This window comes from Bacillus sp. GbtcB14 (assembly GCF_019091205.1).
GTDB lineage: Bacteria > Bacillota > Bacilli > Bacillales > Bacillaceae_G > Bacillus_A > Bacillus_A cereus_AG.
The window spans coordinates 644,492-659,653 of record NZ_JAGXJT010000002.1 but is presented as its reverse complement, the minus strand read 5'-3'; the positions used below and the strand labels follow the sequence as shown (position 1 = coordinate 659,653).

The following is a 15,162-nucleotide window of genomic DNA, read 5'->3' as shown; positions in this document are numbered from 1 at the left end:
TTGTAGTTTGGATAGTATCCAAACTACAAGCTTTTTCTTTTTTATTACTTCCACCAAATCCAAGCCCAAAAGTAATTTCGTATATTTCGAGGAGTAACGTGTATAAAATGTTCACCGTCAAAGAAGCAATTTAAATTTGGAAGTGTTTCATCTGGATTTTCTGAAATAAAGGCGACAATGTTTTCGTTGCTTGTAACGGTTACTGTAATTGGTGGATCGGTAGGTGAGACCTGAAGTTGTAACGAAATATTCGCCGTGTTTTTGAATTCATTATTAACAGGTGGACGTATCACTTGTACTGTGAATAACACGATAATTGTTTCGTTTGGTTCCAAATGAGTAGCGACTAGGAAACCGATATTCGGATTCGCTAGTGGAGAGCGTTCGCCGTTAATAAAGACAGTGCCGTTCATAAATTGTAAACCTGGTGGGATGGTATCTTGTAATGAAACATTTGAAAGTGAAATATCAGAAGTATTTGTAATACGCACCGTATAATCAAAATATTGGTTTAAATAAGCGGAGCTGACGGAAGCGTTTTTTACTACTGTTGCAGTTATAAATTGAACAGGTATACGAACGGTATTTGAATTAACAATAAAAGTAATAATTGGGTCCTGTGGTGTCAATTGGAATGCGGCCGTAACTGTTGCGGAATTGATAATGGTACTGTTTGAAGGGATAGAAGTGACGAGAACTTGAAATGTTATTGTTGCTACTCCATCTGCAGGTAAGGCGCCGATATTCATACCAGTGTCTGGACGAACATTTGGAACCGGAGTACCGTTAATTGTTACGCTGTTTTCAATAAATGTTGTACCAGATGGAATGATATCTAGGACAGAAGTACTGATTGTAGGAATTGGTGAATGATTTATTACTTCTAATGTGAAAGTTATCGTCTCTCCTGTTGTTACGATAGATTTATCAGCTGTCTTTTCAATGCGAACCATCGGATCAACTACTGTTGTTGTAACGGTATTTGTTTGCTTTGTAATTGTAATAGGCGGTTCATTCGGATCAATGGTAACAGTATAGGAAACAGAAGCATCGTTATTGATTGCAGATTGAAGAGTTGAAGAAGATATTGTTACTTGGAAAGTAATGATAGCAGATGCATTAGGATCAAGGTTTCCTAATGTAATACCATTTTCAGGGTTTGCATTAGGTTGATTGATTCCGTTAATCGTAACGCTACCCGTCACGAAGGTTGTATCTACTGGTACGGTGTCTATGACAAGAAGATTTTCAATCGTTACATTACCGCTATTCGTAATCGTAATTGTATACGTTAAAGTTTGACTAGGTAATGCATTCGTAGCATTAACAGACTTTATGGCAACGACATTATCATTTTGGACAGTTGTTGTGACGGTATTTGTTGTAGTCGTATTTGTAACAGGTAAGTTATTTGGGTTGACTATATAGTTAAAAGTAGTAATTGCTTCATTGTTGAGTTCATTTGGTGTTGGAATAGAAGTTACAGTTACTTGGAAGGAAGTGATAGCATTTCCACCTACTATTATAGTGCCAATTGGTATGCCACTTACTGGATTCACTCCCGGAAGAGTTTCTCCGTTTACAATGACGCTATTTTCAACAAATGTAGTACCTTGAGGAATAATATCTTGAATGACTACATCATTTGCTGCAATATTACCAGTTTGATTGAGTGTAATCGTATACGTTAACGTGTCACCGACTGTTGCAAATGCACGGTCAACTGCTTTATTACTATTCAAATTCGCATGATTAATTGTTGTTACGGCAGCTGATGAAATAATAGTTTCTGTAATAGGTGGCTGGTTTGGTACCGTGTATTGGTATTCAATTGTACTCGTGTTAGAGATTGGATTTGTTTGCGGAATCGAAGTAACCCGTACTTGGAATAGAATAGTTGCTGTCGTATTAGGCGGAATGTTATCAAGTTGTATCCCGCTAAGTGGATTGTCATTTGGACGAGCGTTTCCATTCACAATAACACTATTCTCTATAAAGCTCGTATTTGCTGGGATGATATCTGTAACAATAATATTTTCCACTTGTATATTTCCATTATTTATGATTGAAATTGTATAAGGGATAATAGTTTGTAGGTCAGCATATTGGATAGGTGTTGTTTTTGTTGCAATTACAGTAGCAGAAATAACTTCAGTGAAGGTAATATTACTAGTCGATATTTGTTCCTCACCATTAATTGTATAACGAGAAGTCGATTGATTTTGAATACGACCGCTAGCTGGAAGAGCTACGATGGTAACAGAAAAGGTGACTGGGATAGAAACGTTAGGAGCAATCGTTCCTACAAGTATACCAGCACTTGGATTGGCGTTAAGTTGAGGAATGTTATTTACTAAAACGCTACCTTCTATAAAGATTGTTCCATCAGGTATATTGTCTGTAAATACAACAGCAGTAGCATCCGTATTTCCTATATTCGTTAAAGTTGTTGTATAAGTTAAAATGTTACCAATCGTTACAGAAGTCAAATCAACAGTTTTCAGTGAAACGATATCAGCATCATTAATTTGAACGAAAGTAGTATTGGAAGTAGTAGATTTTTGAATTGGTGCAAAATCAGGATTGAAAATAAAGTCGTAGACGATGTTTGTCGTATTAGGTGTTGGATTTACAGCAGGTAAATTCGTAACGGAAACTTGGAACGTTATTGTAGTCGCTTGACCTGGCGTAATATTAGGAATGGAAAAGCCGATATTCGGATCTGCTGCAGGAAGTACAGTGTTGTTAACTGTTACACTTCCTGGAATAAATACTGTTCCATCTTCTATAGTATCTGTAAAAAAGATGGAGTTAGTTGTAGTGGATCCATTATTTTGAATGAATACTGTATATGCAATGGTTTCACCAATATTAGCTAATACTTTATTAGCGGATTTTGTAGCGATAAGAATAACATCAATAAATTGTATATTTGTAGTATTGGAAGAGGTCGTTTCTGAAATTGGTGGTGCGCTTTGTTCCGGTTTATATTCATAGTGAATGACAGCGATATTATTAATATTATTTTGTGAAGGTATAGAGACTACATTTACTTGGAACGTAACAATAATCGTATTATTTGGAAGGATAATACCAAGATTGATACCGGTAACTGGATTTTCATTAGGTCTTGGTACGCCATCTACAAGGATGCTATTTGGAACGAATGTTGTACCAGCAGCAATTGCGTCAATTAGGAGAGTATTTGTAATAGGTATTGTACCAGCGTTTGTAACGGCGACTGTATATGTGATAATTTGGCCGATACGTGTAACAGATCTGTTAGCGGATTTAATTGCACTAACATTCGCCGTCCGCACGTCAGTATTTACTGCATTTGATAACGATCTACGCTGAATGATAGGGGAACTAGGGTCAATTTGGTATTCGTACGAAGTGTCTGAAATGTTAATGACTGTGTTGCCCTCTGGTATACTTGTAAGTTGTACTTGGAATGAAATAGTGACTGTTTCATTTGGTTGTATCGTGCCGAGAGTTACTCCATTTTCAGGGTTCGCACCAGGCTGCATCACATTATTGATTGATAAGCTATCTTCAATGAATATAGTACCTTCTGGAATGTTATCAATGAACACCGTATTGTTAGCTGTAACGGTTCCTATATTTTGTAGTGTATTTGTGTAGGTAATAATTTGCCCGATTGATACGAAAGTTACATTCGCGCTTTTAACAGAAATAATATTTGCATTTTGAAGTGATGTTGTAACGATATTAGAATTTGCAGAGCGATTCACTGGTGGAGCTGTAGGGATACTTACATATTGGTAAGTTGCTGAAGATTGATTTATAATTTCGGTTTCAGTAGGTGGGGTATTTGTTTGCACTTGAAATAGTATCGTTTTGGAACTGTTTGCTGGAATTGTTCCAATCGGTATTCCGTTTTCAGGATTTACACCTGGCTGTAGGACACCGTTAATTGTGACACTATCGGGAACGAATGTAGTGCCAGGTGGAATAGAATCTGTGAAAATAATATTTATTGCATCAACATTTCCAGTATTTTTCACTTCAGAAATATAAAGTATAGTTCCGCCGATATCTACAGTTATTGGATTGGACGTTTTTGTAATTGTCAATTGTGCTTGCACGAAATTTGTAATGACAATATTACTTGTAGATGTTTCAGTAATAGGCGGTTGTCCTGGATCTGGTTGGATTGTATATGTTGTATTGGATTGATTTGTAATCGATTGTTGCAAGAATGGGTCGTTAATAAGAATTTGGAACGAAATAAGGTGAGTAGCGTTTGCTACTAGGTTAGGCAAAGTAACACCTACATTTGGATTTGCACCAGGTATAGTTGCTCCGTTAAGCGTAAAACTATTTTCAACGAATGTAGTCCCTTCTGGAATAGTATCTGAAAATATGAGATTAGTAGCTGGAATATTTCCGGTATTTTCAAGCGTTATCGTATAGGTCAAAATATCACCTGTTGTTGCTTGTTGTGCATTGACTGCTTTTAAAGAAAGGATATTTGCATCCGAAATTTGTGTGAAAGCTGGATTAGACGTAATTGTTCGAGAGATGATAGGAGCGTTTGGATCGGCGATAAAAGTATAGTCAATACGGGCTATATTAGAAATTGGATTCACGCTTGGAATGGATTGAACGATAACTTGGAATGTGACGGTGACGATTTCTGAAGGTGTAATGGAGTTTAATGAGATCCCTATGTTTGGATCGGCACCTGGAGCTGAAACGTCATTAATATTCACGCTATTCGGAATAAATGCAGTTCCTTCTGGGACCAAGTCTGTTAAAGTAACTGTATTTGCAGTAGTATTTCCGTTATTTTGAACGACTACAGTGTAAGTGATTGTACCGTTAGTAGACTGTACGAGGGAATCTGTGTTTTTAATTACAGATAGCGATGCATCAACGACAGCTGTAGTAACCGTATTAGATGAAGATGTTGCTGTAACTGGAGGTTGACTTGGGTCGACAATATACGTGTAACTTGCAAGTGCTTGATTTATAATCGCTCCTTGCGGTGGAATAGAGCTTGCAAGAAATTGGAACGTAATAGTAGCAGAATCACCTGGTGCGATAATACCAACTGGAATACCGAGAGTTGGACTTGCATCTGGAAGTGAAATCCCGTTAAGCGTGACACTATTTGGAACAAATAATGCTCCTTCAGGAACTCCGTTAATGAGTAATACAGAATTTGCTGGGAAGTTTCCAGTGTTTGTTAATGTTGCAGTGTACTTAATTATATCTCCAATAGATACGATTGTTCGATTTGCTTCTAAAACAGTTGTAACAGTCGCGTTATTAATTTGTGTTGAAGCGCTATTAGAATTTATTGTGCCTGTAACAGGAGGAGCAGTCGGATCAACAATAAATGCGTATTGAATAGATGCAACGTTTGTAATTGGGTTCGAAGGTGGAGTAGATGTAACTATGACTTGGAAAGTAACAGTTAAGGAATTACCCGCGTTAACGGTTCCGATATTAACTCCGTTATTTGGATTTGCACCTGGAATGGTACTTCCATTTACAGTAAAACTATTTTCAACAAAGGTCGTTCCTACTGGAATGAGGTCTGAGAAATTTAAATTCGTAGCGTTTGTATTTCCACTATTTTGAATTGAAACGGTATAAGTGATCGTGTCACCGATATTTGCAAAAGCTGTATTAGCAGTTTTTACAGCTGAAAGTATTGCTGAATTAATAGAAGTAACGAAGACGTTCGTTTCCACATTGCCAGGCTGAGCTTGTAATGCATTGCCTACGTTATATTGGAAGTTAACAAATCCTAAGTTTTGGAGTTCAGGAGTGAATGTTGTTGGATTGCTTACAATTTGAACTTGGAATATGATTGTTACAGTTTGATTTGGATTGATTGTATTTATACCAACACCGTCAATAATAGAAGCGGATGATAATGGAGTGCCATCAACAACAACTGATCCTGCAACAAATTGTGTCCATGTCGGTAAAGGGTCTGAGAAAACAACATTGTTAGCTGGAATATTTCCTGTGTTCGTAATCGTAGTTGTATACGTAATTGTATCACCGATCGTTGCAAAAGCTTTATCTCCGATTTTAATCGTGTTTAAAATAGCACTTTCAATTTTTGTTGTGACGTTGTTAGAAGTAATATTTTTTGAAACTGGAGGATTTGCTGGATTAACGATATGTTGGAAGCTAACGCTAGCTTGGTTGGAAATTGGATTTATAGGTGGAATTTCATTGGCATTAATATGAAATGCTACGATGACAGATTGGTTTGGCGCGATATCACCAATTGGAACACCTGTAATTATATTTGCATTTGGGATGCTAATTCCGTTAAGTGTAAAACTATTCGGTTCAAAGGAAGTTCCGTCTGGAATAAGGTCGGTAAAAATAACATTCGTTGCACTAACATTTCCGCTATTTGTAATTGTAACGGTGTAGACGATATCCTGCCCGATATCTACCGTTGATACATTTGAATTTTTTTGTGCAGTAAGGATAGCACTATTAATTTGTGTGGTCGTTGTATTAGATTGATTGGAAGTTGTAATAGGTGGCTGGCTAGGATCAACGACGTAATGATATGCGGTTAAAGTAGAATTAGATATTGGATTCAGTGTTGGAAGTGTAGTAACAGTTGCTTGGAATGTGACGATTGCCGTATTACCACCATTAATGGAACCTATATTTACACCAGTAGATAAATCAGCGTTTGGAATGGTTTGCCCATTAACTGTGAAACTGTTTGGAACAAATGTTAAATTGCTATCAAGTATATCGATAACGGTAACATCAGTTGCAGCCACATTCCCGGTATTAGGGAGGTTAAGCGTAAATGTTATTGTATTACCAACATCCGCAAAAGTAAGATCTGCTGTTTTTGTACTTATAATATTTGCGTTGTTTATTTGAAGAAGCGTAGTGTTGGAAGTAGCTGAACTCGATACTGAAGGATTAACAGGATCAACAATAAACTCATATGTCGTTGATGCTGTATTCGGTGTTGGATTAATAGATGGAATGCTGTTAACCGTAACTTGAAAGACGATACTGTATATTTCATTTGGTGGAAGTGTTGCAAGTAATACACCTGTATTTGGATTCGCATTAGGTTGTAAAACGCCATCGACAGTTAATGTGTTAGGAACAAATGTGAGTCCGCTTGGTAATACATCTGTGAATACTATATTAGCTGCATCCGTATTTCCTACATTGGAAATAGAAATAGTGTAAAAAGCAGTTTGCCCGATATCTGAAAAGGATGCACTTTCATTCTTCGTCATTGATAATATGGCTTCTTTAATTTGCGTTGAAACGGGATTGCTAATTGAAGTTTCTGCATCAGGCGGTGAGACTAATTGATACGATGTCGATGAGAAATTTACAATTGGGTTTTCGGTTGGTAATGAGGTCACGTTTACTTGGAAGGAAACATTTACTATAGCCCCAGCTGTTATAGGCCCAATATCTACACCGTTTGTTGGATTCGCACCACTTTGAGGAATTCCATTAATGGAAAATGTGTTTGCAATAAATGTAGTACCGCTCGGCACAGTATCTGTGAATATAACATTTTGTGCGGATGAATTTCCGTTGTTTGTTAAAGTAACAGTATAAGTGAGTGTGTCTCCGATGTGGCTAAATGATTTATCAACTTGTTTAGATGAAAGAATAGTAGCTGTATTAATTGTAGTAAACGTTGTATTTGAAGTAACATTTCTTGAAACAATTGGTGCATTTGGATCAGCGATAAATGTGTAAGAAGCAGTAGCGGAATTGGCAATAGGATTTTGAACAGGGGTAGAAGTAGCGGTCACTTGAAATACTATAGATATCGAGCTGTTAGCAGCAATTGATCCAATCGTTATGCCGGTATTAGGATTCAATCCAATTTGTGTGATGCCATTTATTGTAACGCTATCAGTAATAAACGTTGTACCATTTGGTATAAGATCAGTGAAAGTAATATTCGTTGCATTTGTATTACCAGTATTCGTTAAAATTGTCGTATAGGTAATCGTATCACCTAGTGTTACAAGTGTTTGATCGACCGATTTTATCATCGCTATCATAGCATCTAGTACCGGATTTGTAACGATATTCGTTGAAGTAGAAGTTGTAACAGGAGTTCCGTTTGGATCAACAGTATAAGAGTATAAAATTGTGTCATTACCCATAATCGAATTTGAAGGGGGTACAGAAAGAACAGTTACTTGGAAAGTAACAGTTACTGTTGCGCCAGGCGCGATATTTGGTATAGTTACTCCAAGTGCTGGCTGTGCACCAGGTTGCTGTATGCTATTGATTGTGACCGAATTTGGTATAAATGTAGTGTTAGCTGGAATAGCGCTTGTGAAAGTAATATTCGTTGCTGGTGTATTACCGGTATTCGTAATAGTAGTTGTATACGTAACTGTATCTCCGACAGAAATAATGGATTTATCAGCACTTTTTGTGGTAGCTAATATTGCACTATTTATTGTCGTAGTAACGGTATTAGATGAAGCGGTTTGAGTGATAACCGGTTGACTTGGATCAACAATATGCTGAAATTGTACAGAACTAGAATTAGAGATTGGATTTATACTTGGAATGTTTAGGACAAGTACGTTAATAGTAATAACGGCCATTCCGCTTGGGTTTATATTTCCAATTTGTATTCCGTTCGCAGGATTTCCGATTTGCTGCGCACCAGAATCATTTACAAGAGTGCCAGATATAAATGTCGTTCCATCAGGCAAAATATCCGTGAAAATGATATTTTGTGAAGTGACATTTCCAGGGTTACTTAATGTAATTGTATAAGAAATGGTATCGCCAATCGTTGCAAAAGTTTTATCTACAGATTTAACGAGTGCAATTTCCCCAGAATTTATTTGTGTCGAAACAGGATTAGATGTCGTGCTTCGTGAAACAAGTGGTAAATTAGGCCCTGTCATAAATTGATAATTAATAGAAGCGTCGTTTACAACCGGTGAGTTGGGTCCGCCTGGTCCAATTGTGAAAATTGGATTTGGAATACTAACTACTTGCACGCGGAAGGTGACGTTTATAAAATCTCCTGCAATAATATCCCCAATTGGTATCCCGTTTGCTGGATTTATCCCAGGTAATAAAACCCCACCTACTCGAACGCTATCTTCTATAAATACTGTATTATTTGGAATCGAATCTGTAAAAATGATATTAGTAGCAGTTGAGTTTCCTATATTATCTAATAAAACTGTATACGTTAAAAATGAATTTCCAGGTGCGATATCAGAAAATAGACGATCCACACTTTTGGTTGCTTGAATAGTTGCTTCGTTAATTTGCACTAAAGTTGGATTACTTGTAGCTGTTTCTGTCACTGGCGGCTGGGTAGGATCCACAATGATAGAATATGTTGTGCTAGATTGATTTAAAGTTGGATTTGTAGCTGGTATTGAGCCAACGATTGCTTGAAAACTAATGGTTGTTGTTCCTCCAACTGGAATTGAGTCTAAAGAAATCCCGCTATCTGGTCTAAATCCAAGTTGTGGGATGGTATTAATTTGTACGCTATCAGGAACGAATGAAAGTTCAGGTGGTAATATATCGGTAAAAACAGGTGTGTTTGCGGGAGTATTTCCGCCATTAGTGAGAGTAGTTGTATACGTAATTGTGTCTCCAACAGCAGCAAACGCACTGCTTGCAGTTTTTGTTGCGATAACGGAGGCAGTATTTACTTGTGTAAAAGTTTTATTGGATTTAACTGTTCGTGAAACAGGCGGTTCATTTATATCAACAATAAAGCTATATTGAAGCGATGATTTGTTAGGAATTGGATTAGGATTAGGGATAGTTGTAATGTTTACTTGAAAACTAAGTGTAACGGATGCATTTGAATTCAAGTTACCAATATTGATACCATTTTGTGGATTTGCATTAGGAATAGTTGTTCCATTTACCGTAAAACTATTTGGAATAAACGTTGTACCATTTGGAATTACATCTGTAAAAATAACATTGTTTGCGGTAGTATTACCGGAATTAGTAATGGTAGAAGTGAAAGTAAGTGTATCTCCAATAGTAGCGAATGTTGAATTGACAGTTTTATTTATAGAAAGAGTAGCATCAATAATTGGAGTAACCGTCGTATTCGTAATTGTACTACTAACAGCAGGTGATTGGTTTGGGTTCACGGTATATTCATAATTTACAAGAGCATTATTTGTTAATGTGCCACTAGGTGGTATCGCTAAAATTTGTGCTTGAAAAGTAATGAATACAGTATCTCCTGGCGAAATATCTGCTAAGTGAACACCAAGTGATGGATCTAATCCTGGTTGTGGAACATTATTGATCGTTACGGAGTTTTGGATAAATGAAGCTCCTGCGCCAAGCCCATCCGTTAAAACAGTTGCACTAGCAGGGATATTACCTGTATTTGTTACTACAATCGTATAGGTCACGATATCACCAATTGCAGCTGTCGGTGTATTCACAGACTTAGTAGCGACAATAGTAGCATTATTAATTTGAGTTGTTATTACGTTACTTAACGTATTGGCGGATGCTGGAGGTAAGTTAGGATTTACGACATACTGGTACGTTGTATTGCTTTGGTTCGGGATAGGATTTGGATTCGGGATAGAATTTACTTGTACTTGGAACGAGATGGTCGTATTTGTATTGGGGTTTATTGGATCAATTGCTATGCCATTTGCTGGATTTACATTAGGGAGTGTATTCCCGTTTACTGTAACACTATTAGGAATAAAAGACGTCCCATTTGGAATTACATCTGTAAATTTTACATTTGATGCAAGTGTGTTCCCGCTATTCGTTAAAGTAGTTGTGTACGTAATAATGTCATTTACATTAGCAAACTGTTTATCCGCAGATTTTGTAGCAGCAATCGTAGCGTTATTAATAGTTGTCTGTATAGTGTTAGAAGCAACCATCTGCATTACAGCAGGTTTGGATGGATCGTACGTGTATTGGAATGTTGTGCCCGATTGATTCGTAATCGGATTTAAAGTAGGGATACTTGGTACAGAAATTTGGAATGCAACAGTACGTGATGAATTTGCTCCTATCGTACCGATAAAAATGCTGTTAGCAGGATTTGCATTTGCTATAGGGACACCGTTAATCGTTACAGTATTAGGAATGAAGATGGTACCCGCTGGAATGATATCTGTAAACGTTACATTAGAAGCAGCGATATTCCCGTTATTCGTTAAAATAGTTGTATACGTAATGACATCACCAACATCAGCGAAGTTTGTGCTTGTTAGCTTCGTTGCAACAATATTAGCAGTATTAATTTGTGTCGATACTATATTACTAGTAGCGTTTCTCACAACAGCAGGTAAATTTGGATCGGCGATAAAGCTATATTGAAGTGCAGCGCTGTTTTGAACTGGATTTGGTAAAGGTAAACTATTTGCACTAATTTGGAAGACAATTGTTGTAATACCACCTGCTGGAATCGTACCAACTTGAAGACCAACACTTGGATCCGTACCTAGCTGTAAAGTACCACCTATAAAAATACTATTTGGTACGAGAGTCGTACCAGGAGGTAGAATATCTGTAACGATTACATTATTTGCTGGAGTATTCCCAGGGTTAGCTAGGGCAATAGTATATGTGATCGGTTGCCCAACATCTGCAATAGTTAAATCTACCTGTTTGACAATAACTACATTTGCTAAGTTGATTTGTGTACTGACAGTATTACTTAAAGATGTTTCTATAGTTGGTGGATCGCCTGGATTTAGAATAAAGCTATATTGTGTACTAGATGAATTTATTGTTGGGTTTTGTGTTGGTAAAGAAGTGACAGTTACTTGATAAGAGACGGTAAGTGAGCCGTTAGCAGGAATGGAAGGTAACGGAACACCGACATTTGGATCGGCGTTATTTTGGAGTACACCATTAATAAGGAAAGTGTTTTGGATAAAGGTAGTACCGTCTGGATTCGTATCTACGAAAGTAGGACTATCAGCAGAAACGCTTCCTGCATTCGTCAAAACAACGGTATAAGTTAATATATCCCCTACAGTAGCGAACGCTCGATCCACTGTTTTGGTTGAAATGACATTTGCATCGTTTACTTGAGTAAATGTAGTAGTTGAAGTAGTGTTCTTACTTACAGGTGAAGCGTTTGGATCAACGATAAAGTTATAGGAAATGGAAGCGCTATTTGAAATGGGATTTGGGTTTGGAATGCTAGTTATTACTACTTGGAATGAAGCTGTAATTGTAGTAGTAGCATTGATGCTACCAATGCTGATGCTAGCTGGTGTTGCTCCCGGCTGAGTGATACCGTTAACTATAACACTGTTCGGTACAAAGGTAGTACCGTTCGCAATTGTGTCGGATAGTAATACGTTGTTCGCTGTAACATTTCCATTGTTTGTAAGAGAAAAAGTGTAAGTTAATATATCTCCAACTTCCGCAAATGTTTTATCTACAGATTTAATAGCTTGAAGGTTTGCTAGTCTAATTGCGGATGTAACAGCATTAGAATTTGCAGTTTTTGAAGTGGGTGGCAGACTTGGATTTACAGTATATAGATAAGAGGCGAAAGCATTATTAATGATAGGGTTTTGGGCGGTAATATTGATGACTGTTACCTGGAAAGAAAGGGTAACAGTAGCTCCGCCAGGAATTGTACCGATAGGTAAAGCAATTAGAGAATCTACATTTTGCAAAACTCCGTTTAGTGTTACAGTACCAGCCGTCAATATCGTTCCATTTGGAAGTGGATCTGTTAGTTGTACGTTAGTTGCAGCTGTATTTCCACTGTTTGTAATAAGAATTGTATAACTGATTGTTTCGCCAATTGTAGCAAATTGTTTATTTGTTGATTTTGTTAATGTTACATTGGCATTGTTAATTTGAGTGGAAACGAGATTAGAAGAAATGTTTTTTATAATGGGTGATTGACTTGGATTGACAGTGTACTGATAAGAAGCACTTGAACCATTAGATACGGTATTTGAAGCGGGTATTGTGTTTACTACTACTTGAAATGAAACATTTTTAGTTGTGCCAGTTGGAATCGATCCAATGTTTACACCGTTAGCGGGATTTGCGCCCACTTGTGTCGTACCATCTATCGTTAAACTGTTGAGAACAAAAGTTGTTCCAGTAGGAATGATATCTGTAAAAATAACGTTGTTCGCATTCGTATTACCTGTACCTGTAAAGGAAACGGTGTACGTTAGTGTATCACCAATATCTGCAAAATTTTTATCTACTGCTTTCGTCATGGTGACAGTAGCATTATTCACTTGAGTGGATACGGTATTAGTTGTATCAGTCCCGCTTACTGCCGGTTGATTTGGCACAGGAATGTATTGATATGTTGTTGTACCACTATTTAATATTGGATTTGTTTGGGGAATAGAAGGAACGAGTACTTGAAATGAAACAGTAGTCGTAGAATTAGCAGCAATAGTTCCAATGGATACACCATTAGCAGGGTTTGCTCCTGCTTGAGTAACCCCGTTAACAGTTACACTCCCTGGAATGAAAGTAGTCCCGCTAGGAATCGGATCCGTATATATAACGTTCGTTGCAGCGATATTTCCTATATTAGCTAAGGAAATACTGTAAGTTAATGTTTCACCAATGTCAGTAAAGATTTTGTTAACTGATTTTGTTCCATTAATATCGGCGAGGTTAATTTGTGTTCCAGCAGAGTTGCTTGTTGCAAGACCATTAAAGGTTGTTCCTCCAGCAATTGGTGTATATTGAAATGTAATATTAGCAGTGTTAGAAATCGGATTTGGGTTTGGAAGAGAGACGACAGTCGCTTGGAAAGTTACTGTACGAGAAGCATTGTTATTAATTGTTCCAAGAGATATACCAGCAGCAGGATTTGCATTTGTCTGTGGTACGTTATCTACTGTTACAGTGCCAGGTATAAAAGAAGTACCGTTAGGGAGACTATCTATAAAAATAGCATTATTGGCAGGAAGAAGCCCGGTGTTAGGGATAGTAACGGTATAAGTGAGAATATCTCCAATTGCAGCAACACTTTTATTCACGCTTTTCGTTGCTTGTATATTAGGTGAATTTATGTTGATTTGTAAGCCGACTGTATTTAACATATATGCATCTCCGTTAGTTGTTAAACGGATTGCGGCGGAGACTTGAGAGTTTGTTAAATAAGGAGAAATATCAATAGAAGTAATGTCCCAACCTTGCCGGCCTGCGGAGATATTTGTACTTGTAGAAGCGCTTTGATTTCGTGTTCCGAATGTCCCCGTTGTATCTAAATTTCCGGCAGCATTATTAATTTGAGAACCAAAGAAATTATTTATAGCATTATTTGGTCCAGATAATGCATTTAATGAACTGAAATTGGGTCCAAATAAAGCTTGATCACCGGTTAAATCAGCATCTCCTTCGGTAGAACTTAAAAATAATCTCCCGCTTACAGGTCCTCCTGAAGGTGTTAAAAATCCTGAGACAGATACATCTGCACTACCGGTATCGGCGGAAACGCGATTACCTGCTACATAAACGGTTAAGTTTCTTGCGGGTAAGGAACCGTTTTGATAAGCGACAATGAGCGTCCATCCAGAAGAATTGATAGCTCCGTTAGAAGCATCTAAAGGATCAACAAGTCCAGGGACAGATCCGGTTGTATAAGAGCCAGGACCCCCAGTCTGAACGAGGGATGTTACATCTGCAGAACGTGTATAGAACCCAAATGTGACCGATCCAGAAACGAATGTTTGATTAGAAGCTGTAACGGTTGAAGGGGTAATTGAGTATGTTGACACAGGTGTTGTAAAAGAAACAGGGTTTCCTAATACACTCGTAATATTTTGATCACGAGATAAGTAGTTTCCACCCCAAACAAGTTCTGCATAAAGAATAGTACTACCAGCAGGGATATTTAAAATAGCGGTAGAACTATTTTGTGTATAGTTTAATGTTGTACCCGCAGGAAAAGTAGTTACTTGTAAAGCAGTATTCGTAGTTGCGAATGCACCAATTGCCCCGATTGTACCAGCACGGTTTAGATTACTAATTTTACTTAAGCCTAAAGTATTTCCTGTAATAGCGAGTGCGCCGTTAGTGGTGGTAGAAAATCGATTCGTAATGGGCATGTTGTCACCTCATTTACAATATAGTCTTGGTCAAAATAGGATATGTGTGTGACAAATAAAAGGAAACATGTACAAGTTGATTTGG

The 15,162-nt window shown here is 37.4% G+C and carries 1 protein-coding gene; it reads right to left on the bottom strand.

Annotated elements, in window-relative coordinates; all coding sequences use genetic code 11:
* Positions 1-44: 44 nt before the first annotated feature.
* Positions 45-15,077 (bottom strand): DUF11 domain-containing protein, encoded by a 15,033-nt coding sequence (locus KVT31_RS08275; protein WP_217613519.1) that lies wholly within the window; start codon positions 15,075-15,077, stop codon positions 45-47.
* Positions 15,078-15,162: the final 85 nt, after the last annotated feature.

Excerpts from the sequence above, each read along its gene's own strand:
- KVT31_RS08275 (WP_217613519.1), bottom strand. The coding sequence starts at position 15,077 with ATGCCCATTACGAATCGATTTTCTACCACCACTAACGGCGCACTCGCT.